At 40.2% G+C, this 24466-nt stretch carries 9 protein-coding genes; 3 read left to right on the top strand and 6 right to left on the bottom strand.

The window, feature by feature from the left end; translation table 11 throughout:
- Positions 1-25: 25 nt before the first annotated feature.
- Genes CD03_RS0121665 through CD03_RS0121655 form a run of 3 tightly spaced genes read right to left on the bottom strand, consistent with a single transcriptional unit; the run spans position 26 to position 3597 of the window.
- Entirely contained in the window at positions 26-1039 is a 1014-nt protein-coding gene (locus CD03_RS0121665; protein WP_044289586.1) for an ABC transporter permease, read from the bottom strand.
- A 2-nt stretch (positions 1040-1041) separates the two neighbouring features.
- Complete coding sequence (locus CD03_RS0121660) at positions 1042-2043, bottom strand: ABC transporter permease (protein WP_027295428.1); 1002 nt, start codon at positions 2041-2043, stop codon at positions 1042-1044.
- A gap of 21 nt (positions 2044-2064) precedes the next feature.
- On the bottom strand, positions 2065-3597 hold the full coding sequence (locus tag CD03_RS0121655) for a sugar ABC transporter ATP-binding protein (protein WP_242849134.1): 1533 nt from the start codon (positions 3595-3597) through the stop codon (positions 2065-2067).
- 271 nt (positions 3598-3868) lie between these two features.
- On the opposite strand from CD03_RS0121655, the gene CD03_RS0121650 reads away from it, so the two are divergent.
- From CD03_RS0121650 to CD03_RS0121640, 3 genes are all read left to right on the top strand, one after another.
- Positions 3869-5320 carry a response regulator gene (locus CD03_RS0121650; RefSeq protein ID WP_027295426.1) on the top strand — a complete coding sequence of 484 codons (1452 nt, stop codon included), beginning with the start codon at positions 3869-3871 and terminating at the stop codon, positions 5318-5320.
- Between the two features lie 82 nt (positions 5321-5402).
- A complete protein-coding gene (locus CD03_RS0121645) occupies positions 5403-6953 on the top strand; it encodes a response regulator transcription factor (protein ID WP_027295425.1) in 1551 nt (516 codons plus the stop codon).
- Complete coding sequence (locus CD03_RS0121640; protein ID WP_044289583.1) at positions 6950-8773, top strand: sensor histidine kinase; 1824 nt, start codon at positions 6950-6952, stop codon at positions 8771-8773. The genes CD03_RS0121645 and CD03_RS0121640 overlap by 4 nt, the downstream gene beginning before the upstream one ends.
- 245 nt (positions 8774-9018) lie before the next feature.
- Here CD03_RS0121640 and CD03_RS36345 read toward each other — a convergent pair whose 3' ends face one another.
- From CD03_RS36345 to CD03_RS34330, 3 genes are all read right to left on the bottom strand, one after another.
- On the bottom strand, positions 9019-10833 hold the full coding sequence (locus CD03_RS36345) for a C40 family peptidase (protein WP_052377910.1): 1815 nt from the start codon (positions 10831-10833) through the stop codon (positions 9019-9021).
- A gap of 174 nt (positions 10834-11007) precedes the next feature.
- Positions 11008-18033 carry a family 78 glycoside hydrolase catalytic domain gene (locus CD03_RS36340; RefSeq protein WP_052377909.1) on the bottom strand — a complete coding sequence of 2342 codons (7026 nt, stop codon included), beginning with the start codon at positions 18031-18033 and terminating at the stop codon, positions 11008-11010.
- Between the two features lie 131 nt (positions 18034-18164).
- On the bottom strand, positions 18165-24395 hold the full coding sequence (locus tag CD03_RS34330) for an Ig-like domain-containing protein (RefSeq protein ID WP_044289581.1): 6231 nt from the start codon (positions 24393-24395) through the stop codon (positions 18165-18167).
- Positions 24396-24466: the final 71 nt, after the last annotated feature.

Genomic DNA, 24466 nt, shown 5'->3' with positions numbered 1-24466 from the left:
TGGTGTAAGTACCGTTAATAGATTTTTAGTTTGCTGCTTCTTTTTTCTTTAAAAGTTTTCCAATATTTATATTTGGAATCATAACTGCTACTACCAGTAATGCTCCAATGATAACTAACATTACCTGAGATGGTACATTAATCAATCCTAATCCATATCTTAAGAAACCAATGATAAAAATCGCAATAACTGTTCCCGGAAAATTACCTTTACCGCCTGCGGTTGAGATACCTCCCAATACTACCATGGAGATCGCTTCCAGTTCATATCCCGCCGCTATATTGGAACGGGTACTTCCCATCCGGGCTGCCAGGAAAACTGCTGTTACTGCTGAAAATGTACCTGCGATCGTATATACGATCAGGCGAAGTTTCTGTACGTGGATACCTGCATATTCAGCTGCCAGACGGTTACTTCCGATTGCATAAATTCTTCTTCCGAAAGTGGTTTTATGTAATACCAGTCCAAAAGCTACTGCACAGATTACAAATACGATAAACATGTAAGGTACCGGTCCGATGGATCCCCAGTATAAATTACTGAACCATTCAACGCTAGTCAATCCTCCGGCTGCCTGGTCTCCTAAGAGAATTTCAGCAATACCTCTGAATAATATCTGAGTTCCTAATGTTACAATCATAGGTGCTAATTCTGTAAACTTCGTAAGAATCAGACCGTTTAAAAAACCACATGCAGTTCCAACCAATAAACAGATAATGATTGCAAGCCCCATTGGGACTCCTGCGTTATATGCCAGTGACATTAAAACCGCTGATAATGCTACAATAGAACCAACTGAGATGTCGATTTCACCCAGTACCAGGATATAAGCCATTGGCAAAGCAATGAATGCTTTTTCCAGGAAAGATGAGGTGGCCGTAAATAATCCTGATACACTTAAATAGTTGGGTGAAATGAAGGAGTTCATAACATTAACGGCAATAAACAAAATTATTAAAAATGTTTCCCATTTCAGAAGGGTCTGTTTCCATGATGATTTCTTTTCTGCTGATATTGTTCTTCCAGATTTTGTTGCCATGATTACATCTCCCTTCCTTTCAGATTATTCTTATCCATAACTCTCTGAGCCATAACATTCAGGATAACAGCAACTAATATAATAACACCTTTTATTGCGCTCTGCCAGAATTGGGATACTCCAATTAATGGAAGCGCTTTTCCTATAATAGCAATTGTAAGTGATCCTAAGAATACTCCGACCACGCTTCCGCGGCCTCCGGTTAAACTTACACCTCCAATTACACAGGCTGCGATAACATCCATTTCAATTCCGGTAGCCATATCTCCCTGAGCTGATGCATATACTGATACCCACATTGCACCTGCCAGACCACAAATGGCTCCCATCAGGGAATATACTAATAACTTAATGTTGTCGATTCTAATACCTGAAATCTCTGCTGCTTCCGGATTACTTCCGATTGCGTAGATCTTCCTTCCTGTTCTGGTCCATTTCATGACGATGAAGAAAATAATATAACAGATAATCATAATGGTAACCAGATTATTAACTAATCCAAATGTCAAATAATTGCTCTGAGCAAATGCCTTAAATTTCTCCGGTACCTGATATGCAGCTACCCATTGGCTGTTTGCAATCAGATATGTCAGACCTCTGTAAATATTCATAAAACCAAGTGTTGCAATAATCGGTAATACTTTTCCTTTTGAGATTACCAGACCGATTACAAGTCCGCATACCAATCCGATCAGAATTGACATTACAAAACCTAATAACGTATTTGAAAATACTCCATCTCTCATCATGAGAGCACTTCCCATACCGGATAATGCTATGGTGGATCCGATGGAAATATCAATTCCTCCGATCAGTAACACACACATCATACCAAGTGCAAGAATCATTGTTACGGAATAATTCTTTAACATTTCTACAATAACCGTACCCGTCAGGAAAGAGCTGTTTCGAAATTGTATAAAGATACAAAGTACGATAACTACCAGGAGCAAACTCATTTCACGAGAGCTGGTTAATTTTTTTAGACTGAATTTCTTTTCCATTTTGTTGTTTGCCTCTCCTTTCTAGTTTGCATCGCCGGAAGATTTGGCCATCGCATATTTTAAGATGCCCTCCTGGGTTGCTTCCTCACGGTTTAATTCTCCGGTTACTTTACCCTGACACATAACTACGATTCTATCACTCATACCCAGGATCTCAGGCATTTCAGAAGAAATCATTATTATCGCATAACCCTTCTTTGCCAGATCACCCATGATCTCATAAATTGCTGCTTTAGCTCCAACGTCAACACCCTTTGTCGGCTCATCCAGGATGATTACCTTAAGGTCTGAGGAAAGTAATTTTGCTACAACAACCTTCTGCTGATTTCCGCCGGACAGTGAACTTGCTTTATCAAATATGGTAACAGCCTTTGTATCCACTTCCTCTGCCAGCTTTTTCGCGGCTTCTCTTTCAGCTTTATCGTTGGTAATTCCATTTTTAGAATATTTGCTGAGTTCTGCAAGTGTAATATTTCTTCCGATTCCCCAGTCTAAGATCAGACCCTGATGCTGCCTGTCTTCCGGCAGAAGACCGATACCTAACTGCATGGCATCTGAAGGCTGTTTGATATGTACTTCTTTTCCTTCCAGGTAAACCTTGCCTGAATCAAACTTCTCCACTCCAAATATGGTCTGTACTACCTCGGTACGTCCGGCTCCTACCAGTCCGGTAAGTCCCAGGATTTCACCTTTTTTTACGCTAAAGGATACATTTTTGAAATATCCCTGGCGGCTTAATTTTTCTACTCTCAATACTTCCTGGCCAAGCTTAACATCCGGTTTCGGGAACAAATCATTAATTTCACGTCCAACCATGGCTTTAATCAGGTCTGCATTGGTGATTCCATCTACACCATATGTTCCGATATATTGGGAATCCCGGAATACGGTAACTTTACTTGCCAACCGATACATATCTTCAAATCTATGGGAGATGAAAATAATGGATGCTCCTTCGTCCCGAAGCTTTTCCGCTATTTTGTAAAGTTCTTCGGACTCTCTTTTGGTAAGCGCTGCCGTAGGCTCATCCATGATGATGATTCTGGCTTTCATAGACAGTGCTTTGGCAATTTCTACCATCTGCTGCTGCGCAACACTTAAGGATCCCATTTCTGCAGTTGCATCAAAATCTGCATTTAATTCTTTCAGGAGCTTATTTGCCTCTTCATTCATTTTCTTCCACTGGATCATGCCGTGTTTTACATCTTCATGACCCATGAAAATATTTTCGGTAACCGTAAGATGCGGATAGGAAGTAACATGCTGGTAAATTGCTGCGATTCCTACTTTCTGTGCATCCTTTGGACCTTTAAAATTTACAGGCTTGCCATCCAGGAACATCTCGCCCTCTTCTGCTTTATGTACACCTGTAATAACTTTTATAAACGTGGATTTTCCGGCGCCGTTTTCACCCATCAGTGCATGTATCTCGCCCTTTTTCAATTGAAAATGTACCTTGTCAAGAGCCTTTACACCTGGAAATATCTTTGTAATACCTTTTAATTCAAGAACATACTCAGACACCTTGTATTCTCCTCCCTTATCTTTTTTCATTTATCTTTGATCTATTAATATCCTATCATCTGGCTAATTTAATTTATACAGGAAAATAATTGGATTCAGGGTAAAATATTTTTGAATTTTGAATAAATTATGAACAATCTGTCCATATAATAGCTAAAAAGGTTTATTTATCCAGTATCTCTGAGTTTATGATTTGTTAACAGAAAATCTATGATATGACTGATACAATCATACATTTATCTGCTATAATGATCACAGAAAATAACATCGCACTATTATCTTATAAGGAGGATTCTCATAAATGAAAATATTAATTGCAGATGACGATAAAATGTCACGCCAGGGGCTCACCTGTATGATCCACAAAGAATATCCCGGACTTCATAGAATATTTGAAGCAAATAACATAAAGGAATTGGTAACGGTTTCAAAAGAAACGCACCCGGATCTCATATTCCTGGATATAAAAATGCCCTTAATGGACAGAATAGAAGGGTTTGAGGAAACAAAAAGACACTGTCCCAATGCCAATATTGTAATTCTCAGCGGATATTCAGACTTCCATTATGCCCAGAAAGCAATCCAACTGGGTGCAAAGGATTATCTGGTGAAGCCAATTACGTTAGAGGATATTAACAGAAGCCTGTTACAGGTCAGTAAAAAACTGGAAAAGTTAAAATGGGTCAGTTATAACAATTTTCCGCATCAGCTGATCCAGGATTACAATAGTTTCCAGTCTTATGGAGAGATTCCGGAGGACTATCCTGCCGAATACCAGGGATATGTACTGTATGCGGACTCCCCTGACTTTCATGAACAGTATTCCATGTATCAACAGATCCAGACCAGGATCCAGGATTATTTTTCAGCCAACTCATCAACTCCTGTATGCAATGGTTTTCTATATCTGGATGACGGTGCGCTTCTTATCCTATTAAAAGAAGACCCTATGCGCCGGGAGACCCTTACTTTTCTCCAGAACCTGACCAGGAAGAATCGCTCTCCGCTGAGCGTAATCTGCTTTTGCTGCAATACCTTACGGGAATGTTTTAAAACTGCTGAAAATATATCAGACCACGCAACCTTCCGGAGCCTCTGTGAATATGGCAATTTGATTCCCTATCACGATTTGGAGCAGTCTGTTGCTGAAGATGCCCTGCAAAAATTAAACAGGATGATTAATCTGATTATTTTAGGATTTTTGGAAAAAGAAGAATCTCTGCTTTATCAGGCGATAAACCCTTCTTTTCCTGTTTCCTCACTGGAAGGTGTTTTCGCCAGATGTGAAAAATACAATCTTTCGCTGTATCTGAAAGCGGTAACGGGAGATTTATTTCACACGGAATCATTTTCCTTCTTTATACAATCTGTACAGGAAAAAATACAGGATATACATGGAGCCTCCCCTGAATCTTCTGATTATGATTTGTCAGAAAAAATAAAACAGTATATCAGGGAAAATTATACCCATGACATAGAAGTACAAAACCTTGCCGAACTGTTTGGGCGTACCCCGGATTATCTCTTTCAGTTATTCCGTGAAAAGACCGGAATCCGTTATACAGAATATCTGGAAGAGATACGGATCGCAAATGCAAAACGGAAATTAAAGGAACAGCCGCAGCTTTCCATTAAAGAAATTGCTTCTTTAACAGGCTTTTGCAGCAGTCAGCAATTTACGAGAGTATTTACAAAATGCACAAATATGTCCCCTTCTGAATATCAAAGATGCATTAATAACGAGAATTTGTGAATAAACGGCGATTTCTATTGTAATCTTTTTATATTTTGTTAAAATGTAACTGTAGCTATCACAATCAGGGAGATTACAATAGATGAAATTACTAATAGTAGATGACGAACAATTAACAAGAGAGGGATTAATGTCTTCTGTGAACTGGAGATCCCTGGGTATATTTGACATTTTTCTGGCTGATGATGGAATTAATGGTCTTGAGACTGCAAAAAAGGAAAAACCGCAAATTGTACTGAGTGATGTAAGAATGCCCAGAATGGACGGTATTGCTATGGCAGAGAAGATAAAATTGATCCTGCCGGATGCATGCATTATATTCATGAGCGGATATTCAGATAAAGAGTATCTAAAGGCGGCTATCAAATTAAAGGCTATTAATTATGTAGAAAAACCTTTGGATCCTCTTGAAATTGAAGAAGCTGTACTGGAGGCAATTGAAGAGAACAAACAGTTGAACCGTACCAAACAGTCAGAGACATTACTTTCTCTGGAACGATCCTCCAGACTGGCACTGCTTTTAACCTATCCCTCCCAGGATGTGGAAGGAATAGACGATTTACTGCATGATTTTCAATATCCGCCCAGTTCCATCCTATACTTCACCACATTAATTGTGAAGTTAACCGACAACTTTAATGAAAACATGGGGAATTCCATCAATACCATACACAAACAGTTAGACTCATTCCTGCAGAAATACCATTTGCAGAGTATACACGTAAGTAAACACGAACAGCATATTGTATATCATATTTTCGGAACGGTAAAACCTTCTCCTGAAATTATACTGAAGTGTTCAGAATACCTGAAATCTCTGTATAGTGAGATAGGGACTTTTTTTATTGTCGTTGGCAATACGGTAAATGATATACATAAAGTTTACCATTCCTATAGCCAGGCTGTTATACTGCTGCAGAGCAGCTTTTTCTATGATTACAACAGCATCCTGACTGATGAGAATTCAACTACTTTATCTACTTCCGTGTTTACCGATCCTTCCTCTGCTTTTGCAGAAGCTCTGTCTGATAAAAATAAAGATGAGGCAGCCGGCATATTGAATCATATTTTTAATTATTTTAAAAATAACCGGTCTTATCTGCCGAATCAGGTACGGGATATATACTACAAACTGTTCATGATTGTTCAGAACAGCTGTAGATCCCAGCAGGTAACCGCCGGGACCGAGGCTCAAATTGAAAGTATCTTAGAATATATTGAGAAATTTCAGACTTTGGCAGAGCTGCATAAATCACTGCTCAGTAAGATAGACGATTATTTTGAGGCACTTAATAACCAGGTTTCGGAAAATTCTACCATTTTCATGATTAAAGAATTTATTCAGAAGAATTTTATGAATGATACGTTATCTGTGAAAGATATCAGCGAACATGTCTATCTCTCTACATCTTATGTCTGCACTTTGTTTAAAACAGAAACGCAGCAGACATTGAACCAGTATATTACGGATTACCGTATGGAGAAGGCAAAACAGCTCCTATCAGACCCCAGGTACAAGATTACCGATATTTCCTCTAAAGTAGGATATTCCGATGGTAATTATTTTAGCAAGAGTTTTAAAAAAATCGTTGGGCTCTCACCTTCTGAGTACAGGGAGAAGGTGCTGAAATGATAAAACCGCTACAGCCACTGAAAGATTTGTATTCTAATATGCGGCTGCAGTCCAAATTTATGATCACCCATCTGGTGCTGATCATTATTCCGACTATTGTAATTGCGTATTTTTTTTACGGTCAGATGTATGATACCATTGTATCCGAAACGATACGCCAGGAGCAGAACTTTTCCAAACACTCCTCCTCTACGATTAATGCGGCAATGGATCAGATCAATGTAGTAAGTGACTCCATTCTGGACAATGCTTATCTTACGGATATTTTAAATGAAAAAAATTCCTTTCGCTTACTACAGCTGCTCCGTTCTCCAAAAACTGAAGATTTTTATACTTTTACCAATTCCATGATTGATGGAAATCTTATTACGGATATAAAAATATATATGGATCTCCCCACGGAAGATTTTTATGATGATTATAATGGGCAGAAGTCTATATTTCTGCATTCCAGCGAGGTAAGGGGATCTTACTGGAGCGGCATATTTAACAGTACTCCCATTCCTTCCCTGTTCTGCCCGAAGTTCTACCTTTCTCCAAAAGAGGTAGAAAACTATGGATCAATGTCCTATGTACGTAAGATTAAGCAGCAGACCGCAGCTCCCGAGGATCCTTCTATTTATGTAGTGGTTTATTTTTCCCAGGAAAATATTGATCAGCTGCTTATGCAGGGAATATCAGAAAATAATACCGTCTCATATATAGTAAACGAACGAAATGCCCTTGTATCTTCTTCCGATAGTGCTTATGCAGGTACTTATCTGATGAACTACGATACGATTAAAGACTCGTTTATGCAGTCAAATAACTACATTACCAAAACTGTTCTCGGAAAAGAAGTATATGCCGGCTTTTATAATGTAACCCATACTTCCTGGTATATGGTTTCTATTTTACCTGCACAATCCCTGCAGAACAAAGGAAAACTTTTAATCGTACAGTTTGTTCTTTTTTACCTCTTCTTCCTGGGTGTGGCATTTATTATGGCTACCACCCTCTCCAGATCCATTACAAAACGTCTGGGTGCAGTTATTAACCAGATGAAGACGGTGCGGACAGGACGTCCTGTATCTATGGAAACGGCGCAGATTCATGATGAGGTAGGTGATCTGATTGATACGTATAATTATATGAGTACCGAGATGAATACACTGATGGATAATCAGGCTAAGTCAGCGGAAGATCTTAGAATTGCTGAATTTAAAGCCCTGCAGTCCCAGATAAATCCTCATTTTCTGTACAACACCCTGGATATGATTAACTGGCTCTCCCTAAGCCATCAGGAGGAAAAGGTGACGGAAGCTGTACAGGCACTGTCAAAATTCTACAAACTTACTCTGAATAAGGGAAATATAGCCATCTCCCTCAAAGAGGAGATTACCCAGGTTTCACTTTATGTAAAGCTGCAGAATATGCGTTATCAGGACAAAATAGAATTTATTATTGACGTCCCGGATGAAATGATGGATTACGAAATCCCCAAGCTGGTTCTTCAGCCTCTGGTGGAAAATGCCATTATGCATGGTATTTTTGAAAAAGAGGAAAAAATGGGAACGATCCTGATTACCGGTTGGCTGGAAGATGAAGTTTTAGTCTTAATTGTATCGGACGACGGTGTAGGAATCTCGGAAGATAAGCTAAAAATTATCCTCACCGGAGCCGGGGAAAGTATTTCAGGAAGTAATATCGGTATCTATAATACACATGAACGACTACAGCTTTTTTATAATAACACCGACTTTGGCCTTGCATACAGCAGCAATGAAGGAAACGGGACGGAAGTAGAGATCCGAATCCCCGCAAAGAAGATATCTGTTTAAAATATGCCTGGTTAAATTTATAAAGTCAAAAAATAATTATTTAATTTATTATTTACTTCCAAAAAATATCCAATACAACATTGACTAATCCTCAAAAAATGTTATCATATATTTGCGGGGATATGATGGTCTGGTATTCGTTCACTCATTTTTTGTAAATGGTGTCTGTTATCAGATCATTTTCCTTTTCTATGAAAAATGCAAAGAACCAGAGCAAATCCCTCCCTGATCTGCTCTGGTTCTTTTTAATTTGCAAGATATACATCTGCCTGCTGCCGTCCGAATACACAGGCATCCTGATGATTATTCATATAGATATCCACGTGTCCATAAGGAGTTCCCCTATCTTCCACGGTATAGACTTCACCATTAATAATCAATCTGGTTCCAAATGGGATACCTCCCATAGCAACTGTTTTGCCCTGTACCGGCATAGCTCCGCTGGCTGTTGGCCCTCCCGACCAGACACCGCAGCAGACCGGGCAGCTGCAATAAGCTGTTAAGGTAAAGTTCCCCAGATGCTGTCCATAATCCTGTTCCCGGGCAAGCTCTGTGTCACCCTGGACGCTGCTGTCATTTTCCGGTCCGTCATTGATCATAACGTCATCTTCAATAATGCGGACTGCCCATACAGCGCTGTCGTAGCTGACGCTGTTGGTGATAATACCTCTTGCACTGCTGTGCGCTTCAATATCCTGTCCGTCACCAATATACATGACTACATGATATACATATCCATTCCGTGCATAAAATATCAGATCTCCCGGTGCTGCATCAGCTGCCGGAATCTGCATGCCAAATCTCGCCTGGTCCTCGGCTACCCGCGGTATGGAATATCCAAATTCGCTGTAAATACTCTGGACAAAGCCTGAACAATCTGCTCCGTTTGTAAGGCTCGTGCCGCCCCAAACGTAGGAATTTCCTAAAAATTGCTTTGCAAAATCCACCATAGAATTGCGGAGTGCACTGGAAGCTGTAATTTCTCTTACGGTTGTCAGCGTATAATATAAGGATTTGTTTTCTTCCATAGGAATGAGTTCCCTGGCAAATTCATAATTTTCTTCCTTGTTCATTTTAACAAGTTCAACTGCCTTTTTGCCTTTGATCAGATTCTTACGCTGAACAAATCCACGCACATAACCGGATTCTACGTAAATCCATTTTTCATCCCCGTCAGCCAGCACATAGCAGAGCCCGCCTTCCGGTAAAACACCGATGACATTTGAATTTTCTTTTTTCCGTTCCTGGATACATACCCCATCCGTTTCTGCGATGGCATATACCTTTTTCACTACTGTTTTCTGTGCAGTTGTCTTTGTATAAGTCCAGGCTTTATTTTTTAACGAACTTACAAGGCAATCTGCTTTCGAAAGATTTTTTGCCTTTTTCTTTTTTACATAACTTTTCGCTTTTTTGCCCGTAAGAAGATTTTTTGTCTTAACAAATCCTCTTACATCTCCCGACTCTATATAAACCCAGCCTTTTTCATCTTCCTCTAAGATATAACACAGTCCGTTTTTTCCCAGTTCTCCCACCGGCCTGGATTTGACACTTTTTTCTTCGTAGATCTGCAGATTCTTCCTTTTGGACAGTGCATATACCTTCTCCACTGTTGTAATGCCAAAAGGTTTTTCGATCTCTTTTGGTTCTTCAATCTGCTGCTCTTCAATTAATGCAAGATTTGCATTGATTTCTTCCTGTGTCATCTCTGTTGCCGGTTCCATCTGTGGTTCCGTGCTTTCTTCTTCCCTCTTTTTGGTTTCCGATTCCGTCTCTTCTTCGGACTCCGTTTGTGTTTCTGTTTGTGTTTCCGTTTCTGTCAAGACTTCTGTCACTGTTTCAACAGGTGTTTCTGTGAGGACGGCTTCTGATTCTGTGAAATGCTCAGATTGTATAGGATGATCTGCCACAGGCTCCGTAACAGGCTCTGTCTGGGGTTTCACCTCTGTTGTCCGTTCCGTGGTCCTCTCCGTCTGAGGTGCTGCCATCGCTGTGGATGGAATAATTAAAGAAAATGCCAGCGCTAATGCTGCTGCTTTATGTACTAATTTCCATTTCATATATTATCCTGCTTTCCCCCTTGAGCTTCATTCAAAATGATCCATAGGATGTCTTGTCTAAATCATCTTATCATCTCTGACCTATTTCTGTCACATGATCTGGTGCCGCATTCATTTGCTGTCCGGGGAAGCTGTGAAAAGCCTCCCCCAGATAAATGTTTTATACTTATTTACTTATTTTACACGAATAATGATTGTATCTGATTCTCCATTATAAGTCTTTGCTTTAATTGTTGTTTTTCCCTTTTTCAAAGCTTTTACTTTACCGGAAGAACTAACAGTTGCCACATCTTCATTCGTGGATGTAAATGTTACTTTTCCTGCGCTTCCACTGGAACGTGTCACTTTTAATTTTAATGTTTTACCAGGTTTCAGGTTTTTAATTGAAGCACTGAGTTTTATTGATTTTGGTTTATTTTTTACCGTTATCTTACACTCTGCGGTTTTGCCGTTTGCGGTACGTACCGTGATTGTTGCCGTTCCTGTTTTCTTAGCTGTAATCTTACCTCTGGAATTAACTGATGCAACTTTCTTATTGCTGCTTGACCATGTAATCTTACTTGTTTTCGCATATTTTGGAACCAGCGTGCTCTTTAAGGTATATGTTTCCTGAACACCTAAAGTCTTTGTCTTTCTATTCAGTTTAATTTTATCAACTGACTGGGTAACGGTTACTTTACAGGATGCTTTCCTGCCATTTGCTGTTGTAACTGTTACCGTAGCTCTTCCTGATTTCTTAGCCGTCATCTTTCCGTTCTTATCAACGGTCAGGACCGATGTGCTGCTGCTCTTCCAGGTAAGCTTCTTATTTGTAGTATTCGAAGGTTCAATACTGGTCTTAAATGTATATTTTTTGCCTTTCTTAATAGAAAGTTCGGATTTATTCAGGGATACTTTTGCCGCTAATACTTCCTGTGGCGCTACTTTATCCTGGGTTGCTGCAGATAACGTTCCATTTAAATTCTCTGCTGATACAACCGCTGTAATCGGATAACCCACATCTAATTTCGTAAGCTTATAGCTTGTACCATTAGCCCCGTCAATCACCTGATTACCACGCATCCAACTGATTGACAGTTTGTCTGCATTCTGAACTCCTGTGATATCCAATGTAAGAGTTTGTCCTTCTTTTACGGTTCCCTTAATTACAATAACACCTCTTAAAGTATCCTTGTCTGTGGAAACCTCAAGTACTTTACCCGGCCTTCCTGCTTCATGTGTATCCGTAGCTGCAATTCTCTGATAGAAACAATAAACCGTATTCGGCTGTAAGCCTGTAAATACTGCTGAATTACCAAATACTAATTCCTGATCGCCGGTCTGCATTGCATACTCATATCCGGATATAGTCTTTAATGTAATACTGTCTGCTGTAACCTTTGCTGCTGCAGGCTTTAACGGGTAAATTTCACTGACCGTTATTGAAGTAACACTGGTATATTCTACCTCATTATATGTCAATTTAACGGTAATATTTGCCTTTCCTGCATTCCTTGCATTAATTATACCATTTTCATCCACTTTTGCAACATTTTCATCGTCAGATTCAACAAAAAATGTTTCATTCGTCAAATCAATGGTTTCTCCAGCCTCATCTTTCATTGAAATCCCCAGGATTCTGGATGTTTCATCCCAAAGCATATTGGTTTTTTCAAATACAACCTGAAGTCCGTTTTCATCTGGTACAAGTCGTAAGTCAGCCCATACAAGTAATCCTAAGGTGCTTGTTGTAAAGGTAACCTCTGTCTTGCTTCCATCTGTAAACGTAAACGGCTGCTCTGTTTTTACGCCATCCTCTGATACATAGTACAATGCAAGCTGATCTGCATCATAATATTCCGGTATTCTCATTACTGATTTTACTTCTTTTCCACCCAGAGATACCTCTCCATGGTCAGAAATTAATGAGATATCAAGTATTGTAAATTCTCTGGTGACATCTTTTAATGCTTCTGCTACCAGATCCTGTCTGCTTCCGCTTTCCACTCTTTCTACCTTAAGCTGTGTATCTCCCGGCCATGTTTCGGTCTCAGCTGTTAGAGTAACCCCGTTAGCTTCGTCAGTAAGAATCTGTGGCAATACAACCGGGGGTTCTTCCGGCTGCAGTTCTTCCATTGTTTTAAGTAGAACAGCGATGGCATCTGCAATTTCTTCCTCTGATGCATCTTCTTTCAGGAACATATCCTGTGCTGCCTTAAAAGCAATGTCAAAGGCATCTTTTGTTTCCTTGGAAGCTGTCTGATACTTGTCTGTTCCCATCATATCATTGGCTGCTTTCATTGTCTTTTCCAGCTCAGTCTTATCTGCCGGCTGTTCCTCTGCTGTCAGACCCTCTGCTGCTTTGGACAGAGCTTCTATTGCTTTGGTTATTTCCTCAGCAGTTGCTTTTCCATTTTTTAAAACTTTCTCTGCTGCTGCCAATGCGGTATCAAAGTCTTCCCGGGATTTCATTGTTGCATTTTTATATGTGTCTGTTTCTTTTAAATCTTTAGCATCCTGAATTACTTTCTTTAATTCTGTCTTGTCTGCTGCTTCTTTGTACGCGGTTTTAAACTCATAGGTTCCTGCCGTAATTTCAAATACTGCATTTCCTTCTACTGTATCCACATATTTAATGCCATCTTTTTCTTTCTCAAACTCATCTGCCGGAATGCCATTTACCGTAACTTCCATATCTTTTTCAACTGGAATATAAGCGGTTGCTGTAGTATTGGCAGGAATTGCTGCCGTATAGTTAAATCCATCTTCCGACCAATTCCATTCTGCGTCAATCATTCCATAAGCGGAATCATAAGATCCTTTTACCCAGGTAATCCGTTCCTGATTTGCAGGAATATCCTCGTCTGCTCTTCTGTCCGGCTGTGGTTTTAATATGATGTGCTTGAATCCCGGCTGATCTTCATCTGCTTTGATTCCCAGCATATCACTGTACATCCACTCTACAATAGCGCCATAAGAATAATGATTGAAGGAGTTCATATCAACCGGTCCGAATCCGTTTTCCTTTGTATAGGAATTCCAACGTTCCCAAATTGTTGTTGCTCCCTGATCAATACTGTACATCCAGGATGGATTGTCCCTCTGGAGTAACAGGGTGTATGCCATATCAACAGCACCAACTTCTGTAAGCGTCTGATTCAGCATAGCAGTACCAACAAATCCGGTACCAAGCTTATTTCCGTTAGCTTTAATCTTATTAACCAGAATATCTGTTGCTGCCTGCTTCTGGTCATCATCTTTAAACAGACCTACTTTTAAAGTGATTAAATATCCTGTCTGCGTATCTGCACCAGCTGCTAAAGTACCATCGTTATTAATATATTTTTCCTGGAAATGGTCTTTAATTTCATTAAATCTTGCTCTGTATGCCTCTGCTTTCTGTGTTTCTCCGATAGCATCTGACATTTCAGCCATTAACTGAGTATCATATGCGTAGTAAGCACATGCGATCAGATTTCTGATAATACCCTGGTTGTCCTGTTCATTTGGAGCCAGCCAGTCACAATAAGCAGTTCCTGCACCCTCAAAACCTCTGCTGTTAAGCCAGTTCATGTATTTTTCCATAGAATCGTACATCTGAGAGATGATCTGTGTATCCCCATACATCTTAAACATGGTATAAGGAACGATAATTCCGGCATCTCCCCAAGCTGCATTACCTGCACCTACTGCTGCAGATCTTGGAATTGTATCGGTATACTGTCCAACACTTGTCTGGCTGTCTCTTGCATCCTGTCCCCATTTATTAAAGAAACCTGCAACATTTGCATTGTAAGATGCCGCCCCGATAAATACCTGTGTATCACCTGACCATCCAAGACGTTCATCTCTCTGCGGGCAGTCTGTAGGCACACTTAAGTAGTTACTTCTCTGTCCCCAGAGTGTATTGCTGATTAACTGGTTTACGGATGAATTGCTTGTCTCCAGACTACCCGTTTCCGGAATAGCCGAACCCAGGACTTCTGCCCGGAAGCTGTCAATTGTAATATCAGCATCTGCCGAAATAGATACATAACGGAATCCATAAAAGCTGAATGTCGGACGATAGCTTTCTTTTTCGTCACCTTTCGCAATATAAATGGATGTGGATGCAGCTGATCTGTAGTTTGCCATATAAAGGCTTCCTTCCGGACCGTCATTTCCTCTGGAAGTTTTACCGCTGTCATTTAACATTTCTGCAAAATGCATGCTGATCTGTGCATCTTTTGGTGCTTTTACTGTGATATTTGGCCATCCTACCATATTCTGTCCTAAATCATATACTACTGTCTGGCCTTTTTTCAGTTCAATTACATCATCGGCATTGTAATCATCTTTGATTACATTTACAACACCGTAATCAGAACCATTGTCTTTGCTTCCCTGGTATACACTTGTAGTAACCGGGGTACGTTCCAGTTCTTTCCGAACCTGAATTGTCTGTCCTACCTGTGCAGAAATCACTCCGCCAAAGTTTGTGTCATAACTTACTTTGCTCCAGCTATCATCTTCTGTATAATCTGAAGTAGACATTAAAGCCGCACTTGGGTAATTTGCATCATAGGTTTCTCCATCCCAGATATCTGCTTCACGGATAACGCCTTCTTTACTTGTTTTCCAGGAACTGTCTGTGTTTAAGACTTTCTTTGTTCCATCGCTGTAAGTAATGATTGTCTTAGCCAGAAATGCCATATCCTTGGTTCCATAGGTATTGTAGGAAATTCTTCCTGTCCACCAACCGGTTCCTACCTGTGCCAGAATAACATTTTCCCCGCCCTTTTTCATTAAATCTGTAACGTCATGAGAGTAATATAATACTCTTTCATTATAATCTGTCCAGCCCGGCTTCATTTCATCATAGATCGTTTCACCGTTTTCATCCGGACGTCCTACTCTGGTTCCGTTCACATACAGATCATATACACCCAGTGAAGATGCATATACTTTTGCACTTACAATTTCTTGGTCCTCTGTTTTAAATGTTTTTCTGAACATTGGCATTCCCAGATTGGAATAATCTTTTGTCAGAAGTACACCTGCATTTCCTTTTACAACAAATTTGCCGTCTTTAAATGAACCTGAACTTGCCTGACCTGCACTTCCTCCAAATGGATTTATGCCATCATCAAAATCATAAGACAGTTTCAATATACCTTCTTCGGGTCCGCCTTCTTCAAAGACAGTCACTTTCAGATTGTCCGCCATAAATTTTTCTGTTGCTGTTCCTGAGCGGAAACCAACTCTTCCGTCAATAACTTTTCCCGGCGTTGCCGCAGTTACTTCGAAAGTATCTACCAGCTGGTCATTGATAAATGTCTTGATTTCCTGATTAGTTACTTCAATTTTTACATGAACTTCTTTGTTCAGAATTTCTGTATTATAATCAAAGAAACTGCTAATATCTTTTTCATACTTGTCATAATGTGGTGTACCATTCTCCCAGATATGAGGTCTTAAGTATAATTTTCCTTTATGGTCTGACCCGTTAATCTGCCACATGAACATATTGCTGCTGTCGGATGCTGAGAAGACAATGCCTGCAGAATCGCTGGTTACGGTGATATCGGATTCTACAGTGTAATGTACCGGTGCATCGGGTTCTGGTTCCGGCTCTGGTTTTCCGCTAAGTGCATTATTTATTAAAGCGGTAGTTTCGCCGGTAATGTGTAATCCTCCGTTTTCCACAGTCCCATTGTCAAAAATATTTTCCTGCGTACTGGAATCTGTGAATACTTTAGGCATTCCTGCAACTTTTACAATGATATTTTCATAAACTACATCATCACCTGCATCATTGTTAAAACCAAGCTTTCCATCAAACTGGAACTTATCTAGTTTGTCATGATATTTTGCTTCTACACCATCGATATAGATCCGCACTTCCTGTTTATTCGTACATGTGAGAGTGAAGTGATGTTTTTTATTCACCATATCTTCTTTGGATACATTTTTGATATCTCCATGATCAAATTCGTATTTTCTTCCATCTGCTTCTCTCATATGCTGTACAACTGCGGGACCTGTTTTATAATCCGGATTTAACTGTGAATAATAGTACTGGGTTCCTTCCACGTTTGATCCATAGATGATACCTGCTTTACCGGATTTAATGGTAAAATCAGTGTCAAAACGGTAGTACATTGAACTATCCCTGCTAAAAAATACTTTATCCCCCTGTCCATCACCATAGGTTAAATAAAGTTTGCCGTTTTCTACAACACCGCCATCAAACTGTGTATCATTTTCCAGGGAGAAATCCTGATAAAACATAATTGTTCCGTCATTTGCAGTTACCTTAATATCATCAGCCCATACCTGTTCTTTAAATCCGCCTGCCGGATTGGTAGCCTGACGGAAACCGATTTTACCATATGATAAATCTGCATCTTTACAGTCTAACGAATTTACTAATTCATTATTAACATAAGTTTCCACTATATGAGTAGTTGTATTTACTATCAGCTTAAGATTATAATCTGTATTATTTTTAAGTTCTTCTTTTAACTGATATCCGTTATAATCTTTAATGTTTTCGGGATTAAACGTTCCCCCAACGCCGTTCCATACATGAGGACGAAGCCAGCTTCCCTTAATACCCTGTTCCATATTATTATTTAACTGCCACATATAGAAATGGGAATTATCCTTTGCTGCAAATACTACACCCACTGCATCTTTAAATTGTAAATTTGTTTCAATTGTATAAACGCTTTTATCAATTTCAGGTTCCGGTGCATCCGGATCCGGATCGCCGTTTTTCGGCATACGAATCCAGTTTACATCGTTAAATGCATCTTCTTCCAACAGACCCATCTCGAAGGTAGCATTACCGGATGCTATATCGTTGTCGTCTTTATCCCATACGGTTACATGCCACTGGTAAGTTGCGGAGGATGTCAGCGGATTTCCTTCATAAATAATGTCCACTGCTTTATCACTCACTACTTTACCAGTATTCCATACCTGAGTTCCGCCAAGTTCAGATACTTCGATCTGATAAGCGGTCTGTACCTGTCCCTGTACCGTTGAATCCATCTTCCATGAAAATCTTGGTGCAGTATTATCAATCCCTACCGGGTTAACTACGTTATCTACCATCAGTTCTCTAATTGCGGTGTTGCCTTCTGCAGCCATTGCTGTCAATGCCGTCGCGGGCATTAAGGACGTGATAACCATTGCGATAGCTAATATAAGCGATATCCATTTATTCTTTTTCTTCATTTTTTTCTCCTTCTTTACTTATCTTCGTGAAATAAATTTATTTATGTGACTATCACCTCCTCTTCTTTTTGAATTTCAGTTGCGTAGTGGGACTGCGTTCCTTAAATTGCACAGCCAAACCCCGTTTCCTGTTATTTTACGGTTATCTTAATTTGTGCTGATTTGCCATTGTATAATTTAGCAGTAACGATTGTCTGACCTTTTTTTACTGCTTTAATTACACCCTTGGAATTGACCGTTGCAATTTTATGATTACTGCTTATATAGGTAATCTTGCCTGCACTTTTGCTGGAACGTTTTGCTTTTAATGCATATGTCCTGCCTGCCTTTAATGTTTTACTCTTTTCATTTAAGGTAAGCTTTACCGGTGCTTTTCTAACGGTTATCTTACAAATTGCCTTTTTACCATTGCTTGTTTTCACAGTTATGGTAGCGGTTCCTTCTTTCACTGCCGTTAATTTTCCCTTGGAGTTTACTTTTACAACCTTCTTATTACTGGATTTCCATGTGTATTTTTTATTGGAAGCATAGGAAGGTTTCAGCGTTGGTTTCAAGGTATAAGTTTCCTTTACACCCAGTATCTTGCTTGTTCTGTTTAATTTAACACCCGTTGGCCTTTGTGTTACCGTAACTTTACATACAGCCGTTTTTCCATTGGCACTTACCGCTGTAATAACAGCTGTTCCTGCCTTTTTCGCAGATACTTTACCGCTCTGGGACACCGTAACAACCGATGTCTTGCTGCTCTTAAAGGTCACTGCCTGATTGGTTGCATTGACTGGTACAACGGCTGCATTTAATACTGCACTCTTACCTTTTTCCAAAGTCATGCTTGTCTTATCCAAAGTGACTCCTGTTACTGTGACTTCTGCCGGTTTTACAGCTTCTGTTGTTGTCGCGTTAAAGATACCTGCCATAATCTCAGATGTTACAACTACAGAAATCTTTTGTCCTACATCTGACTTTGTAAGCTTATAGGATGTTCCGTTTGCACCCTGAATACCCTGGTCTCCGCGTTTCCATACATATACCAGGTTCTTTGGATTTTGGATACCTGATGTATTTACGGTAAGAGTTTCCCCTTCTTTTGCAGTACCTGAGAGGCTGATAGTACCAGTCATCATTTCTTTGTCTGTGGTAATGCTCAATGCTTCACTTAAATTTCCTGCTGTATGGTTTTCATTTGCAGCGATTCTCTGGTAGAAGATATATTCCGTTGCCGGATTTAATCCTGTAAATACGGGATTCTCTGTAAATACTAATCCTGTATTTCCTGTCCATAATGCATATTCGTAACCGTCTGCAGTCTGTAACGTTATACTGTCTTTGCCTGCTTCTGCTTTTACCGGATTTATGATCTGCGGTTCTGCTGAAGTTACTCTGACATAACCGGATGCCTGCATTTCATCTAAAGTAACATTTACAAAGATTTTTGCTGTTCCTGTATTTTTAGCTGTAATCAAACCAGTTTCATCTACATTGGCAACATTACCGTTGCTGGTATCATATGTAATGACTGCATTTGTCAAGTCTACAATCTGGCCTCTGGTGTCATATGCCATAATCTGGCTTACCTTTGTTGTTTCATCCCATAGCATTGAAGGCTTTAATGCAGAGGCTTTTATGGTACTCAGTGTAGCTAAATCGCCGCCTTCACCTGCTCCGTCTGCAAGCACATAGCTTCCAAGAAGATCTGCCTGGAACCGGATATCTGTTTTATTGCTGTCTGTATAGGTATAGGAAAGTTCTATCTTCTCCCCATCCCCGGATACATAGAATAATGCAAGTTTACCGGTGTCATAGCCAGCCGGTACCTTCATAGCGGCAGTGACGTGGTTTTCACCCAGGGTTAATTCCACGTTATCAGCCCATAGAGTAATATCAAATGCTGTAAATTCATCGGTAACATCCTTCATTGCCTCTGCTACGGTTTCATTCTTTTCATGTCCTGCTTCAATCAGGGCTGTTCTTAATTCCACATTATCCGGCAGTACTCCTGCTTCTGCATGGATAGAAATTCCGTTTACTTCATCCACAAGGGTAATTGGCTTCGGTGCAGGAATCAGTCCGTCAATTGCATTTCTCATTCCCTGTTCTGCCCCATTTACCTTATCTGCATCTGCATCTTCTTCTTCCAGTACCGCCTGAGCTGTATTGTATGCTTCATCAAATATTTCCTGTGTTGCAAGAGTTGCTTCTAAATATTTTTCTGTCTTTCTTACATCATCTGCTTCTTTTAATACGTTTATTAATGCATCTTTGGAAGGAAGTGTTACTTCCGGATTGCTGTACACTTCAATTTCTGCAAGCTGTACACGGAAATTATTCGGGCTTCCTTCATCGGTTGCCACATCCCCAAGTCTGGTTGTGGTAATCTTAATGTACCTCGCGTCATGGGATGCAAAACTGTAAACCTGCTCTTTAAAGCGCGGGTTTGGCTGATCCACTACAGATCTCACTAACTGCCAGTTTTTATTGTCTGTACTTACATAGATCTTAAAGCATTCCGGAAACGCACAGCTTAAATTATCTCCTGCAGCTGCATTTGTCCTTGGGAATAAAGCTACCTGATTTACAGATTTCACTTCCCCAAGATCCAGAACAATATTATGAGGATCTTTACTGATATCTTTTGTACTGTAAGTCTGCGAAGTAAATCCATTAGATTCATTTGTTGAAATACGCTGTCCATCCACTAAATTGCTCTTATCCCAGGAACCGCCGCCCTCTGGCTTATCTGCTACAGTGACGATTACCGGAGTAATTTTTTCCACTTTTTCTGTAAGTTCAAAGGAAACATCAACATCTTCCCTGCCAATTGTCACCGTTGTTGTGTTTCCATCTGTGGTACCGGTTTCTGTGCTCCAACCTGAAAATTCATAGTTTAACGGCAGCAGTACTTCTGCTTCAATAGTTACTTCCTGTCCTTCTTTAAAGGCCCCTGCAAATGGAATTCTCTTCTCTACACCGTTAATCTTAACATTCGCTGCATATTCCAAACCATTTGCATCAACGGTTAATACATGTCTTTCCTTTGGAATCTCTGTAAATACAGCTGTGAAATTTACATTCCGGTCTACTGTGATTTCCTTCGTATAAGGAACCTTGCTGTTTTCATCAGAAATAATTTCCGGATATGTACCTGTTATTTTCTGAATTACCCAGCCTTCTGCCGGTGCTGCAGTAACGGTTACTTTTTCACCTTTATTAACCTGGCTCTGGTACGGCACTGTAATATCTGCTCCATTTACCTGTATCGTTCCCTGTCCCACTACTTTTACATTTACATCGTACTGCTCTTTTTCTTCTCCTGTATATTCACTGCTTACAAATGAATACGTTCCGCTTTCTACTGTGAATGCTACATATTCATTGTCTTCATCCTTATAAGTAACTCCATCCGGTAAATCAAGAACAGATCCGTCAGCATAGATTGTCTGATCTCCTAACTGGATCATCGTCTGTTTGCCCTCTATTCTTGGAACATAGATATCAGCACTTTTCGAACCTTCCGGTACGGTTACTCCTAAAGTGGTATCTGTATCTGTTTCTTTCACTGTTACAGCAATATCTCCATTAGGTGATGGTATTTCTGCATTGATATCCTTTAATCCTGCTGTCTGTGGTCTTACCTGGAAGCTCTCATATGCCGGAGTTAATGGTGTAATACCTGCATTGAACATATACATCATGGTAAGGGGGCCGCCGGACCATGCATGATTTCTGGTACCTGCATTTTTATCCCAGAACTCCCATAAGGTAGGGAATTCATCCTCGATCATCTCTTTATAACGGGTTTTCGTTCTAGCCATAGCCTCGTCATCATAACCCATCATGTATAAAGCTTCTAAAACGTATTTTTCCATGTACGGGCTGGATTCCATCTGGGTTTCCAGTAATTTTTCAATATCTGCATAACGGCCTGCCGGTGCAAGTCCTGCATATACTGCTAAAGCATTGGCACGGTCATCTGCTTTTCCGCTTCCGGTACTTCTGTAATAAGCATTTTTCGATTTGTCCCAGAATGCTTTATCAAACTTAGACTTAATGCTGTACATACGATCTTCCAGGAACTCAATATCTGCTGCTGGTTTACCCAGGGTCTGGGCCATGTTTAATACACTTTGCGCAGCTATGTAATACCATTCCTGTTCTATAATTTTACCATCCGGATTATTTCCCCAGTCCATCCAGTCCCAGGTTCCGCCTCTGTGGGATACAAATCCATCCGATTCAAGGCTCCAAAGCTTCAGATAAGCCAATAAAGAATCGTATCCGTCAGTCATAGGCTGCGCATCACCGGAGTACATGTAGTACTGCCAGAAGGACATAACCCCTGCCAGTGCCTGCATTGGAAGTTCGGAAATAGCATCAATTCCATTTGGAGCTGTCGTAGGCAGCTGTCCTGCCGCATTCTTCCATCCAAGTACCTGGTTTAATGCTTTTTTGTAAAGAAGTCCTGCGTTGCTGTCCATAGCGTAGAATGCCATCTGCATTTCATTTACGGCATCTCCCCACCACTGTGCTCTTTCTCTGTCCGGGCAGTCCATGTAGTTGTCTCTCATGGTTACTAACAGGGTATCATAAGACTTTTTATACAATAAGTTTAAGTCCTCATCCTCGCTTGTGAAGCTGCCAACCGGTTCCGTATTATAAGTAGACGGGCGGAATCCTAATTCCAAAACTTCGACTGATTCCGGAATTTCGAAGTAAACATCATATCCGTTTACCCATCCCAGTGCTTCAAATTCCTGTTCTCCATCTTTTGTGATGTAGGCATGTCTCACTGAGTTTCCATTTCCTGCCGGCTCTTTCCAGGTATCGGTATACATATCGATACGTTTGCCGGCTGCTGATTTCACTTTGAGATAAGGTGTACCCTGAAGATTTGTTGCATTTCGGATGGTGTAGCGTTTTACACCTTCTCCAAGTTTTACCGTACCTGCCTGAATGATTGCATTTGTCTGAGATAAATATTTATCACCGTTTTCATCTGATTTAATCTCAGGATCAACAGCACCTGACAATTTTTTAAACTGAGTCATTCGTCTGCCAAGTTTGTCATTTTCAAAGTTATCCGTAAATAGCACAGTACTGTTATCTGCAGATTTTACTTCCAGACTATAGATACGTACTTTTTCCATATTGTCATTTCTAAAACCAATGGAACCGCCTTTAAGTGACGTTGTGTTTACTCTCTCCATAACTGCACCGTCTACAGTAGCATCAAATCCGTTTGCATCAACTTTTACGGTCATGGTATGCTTTGTATTGAAACGCTTATCTCCCGGTATTAGGCTGCTGATATCATAAGGTCCCTTTACATCCCACCCTCCATTGATACGAATATGGGGTTTATAATTAGCATAGTCCTTACTGTTCATACCATTTAAATCCGCCATACTTACCTGAGGCATATAAAAGTTATTATCATCTTTCATATTAACAGCAAGTCCCATGGAACCTGCAAATGGGGCATTTGACCCTGTTGTTGAAAGAGGATCTACCATAAATGTTAAAGATACGTTGTATTCATCCGGCAGTTCCAATGCTGTAAATACATCATTTGCGGAAGAATCTATATATTCTTCTTTCCAGGTACCTGTTCCATCTGTACCGTCTGCGGTGTATCTCACTACATCATCCACCTTCAGCTGGGGAATCGGACGTTCCCAAAGATCATTATAAGGAGCTTCTCCTGCTTTTGCCTGAATCACGGCATTTTCCCATTTGGAATCGTTAAACTCTGTTCCCTGCCAGCCTGTCAGTTCTGCATTGGCATCGTACATAATATTGGGTTCCGCCAGCCTGTAGTTGGAATCCATATCATGCTTTCCATAAGCAGGATCTTTCACTGCTTTCCAGCTGGTATCGCTGACAATTTTTGTTCCTTCTTTCAGTGCACCTTCTCCAAAGTCAGCGTCGAATAAGAAGCCCGGCTTACCGGAATCTTTGAATCCGTAACCGCTTTTACCAAAGTAGACAACCTGCACGGCAATCGTGTTCTTGCCTTCTTTCAGGAATTTGGCGATATCTTCTTTGTCATAATACATGTCTGATCTGTTCGGTCCGGTTTTTACCATACCTTCAAATACTGCCATTTCACCATTAATCCACAGCCAGTATTTAGAATCTGCCGCTATGTATGCCTCTACTTTTTCCGGCACTTTCTCCAAATCAAATGTTTTACGAAAACTCATCCACTGCCCGGCTTCCCTTGCATCATTGCTCCAGATCCAGTCAGCCGTAAACTCATGGCCCGGTGTTAAATTTTCCGCCGCTGTAACTGTCATTGGTAATATGCTCGTGATCATTAATACCATTGTCAGAATACCGGATATAAATCTTTTCCAACCTCTCATATTTTCCTCCTATGCCGCATTTTTTGCGATTTTAACCAGGTAAATGTGAATGTTTTACTTCCACATTCACC

The organism is Robinsoniella sp. KNHs210, from assembly GCF_000686105.1.
GTDB classification, from domain to species: Bacteria; Bacillota; Clostridia; order Lachnospirales; family Lachnospiraceae; genus Robinsoniella; species Robinsoniella peoriensis.
This window is presented reverse-complemented; position numbering and strand designations above follow the sequence as displayed.

What these genes read in the sequence shown, in the direction of transcription:
- CD03_RS0121665 (WP_044289586.1), bottom strand. Translation starts at nt 1,039, where the DNA reads ATGGCAACAAAATCTGGAAGAACAATATCAGCAGAAAAGAAATCATCA.
- CD03_RS0121660 (WP_027295428.1), bottom strand. Translation starts at nt 2,043, where the DNA reads ATGGAAAAGAAATTCAGTCTAAAAAAATTAACCAGCTCTCGTGAAATG.
- CD03_RS0121655 (WP_242849134.1), bottom strand. Translation starts at nt 3,597, where the DNA reads ATGAAAAAAGATAAGGGAGGAGAATACAAGGTGTCTGAGTATGTTCTT.
- CD03_RS0121650 (WP_027295426.1), top strand. Translation starts at nt 3,869, where the DNA reads ATGAAAATATTAATTGCAGATGACGATAAAATGTCACGCCAGGGGCTC.
- CD03_RS0121645 (WP_027295425.1), top strand. Translation starts at nt 5,403, where the DNA reads ATGAAATTACTAATAGTAGATGACGAACAATTAACAAGAGAGGGATTA.
- CD03_RS0121640 (WP_044289583.1), top strand. Translation starts at nt 6,950, where the DNA reads ATGATAAAACCGCTACAGCCACTGAAAGATTTGTATTCTAATATGCGG.
- CD03_RS36345 (WP_052377910.1), bottom strand. Translation starts at nt 10,833, where the DNA reads ATGAAATGGAAATTAGTACATAAAGCAGCAGCATTAGCGCTGGCATTT.
- CD03_RS36340 (WP_052377909.1), bottom strand. Translation starts at nt 18,033, where the DNA reads ATGAAGAAAAAGAATAAATGGATATCGCTTATATTAGCTATCGCAATG.
- CD03_RS34330 (WP_044289581.1), bottom strand. Translation starts at nt 24,395, where the DNA reads ATGAGAGGTTGGAAAAGATTTATATCCGGTATTCTGACAATGGTATTA.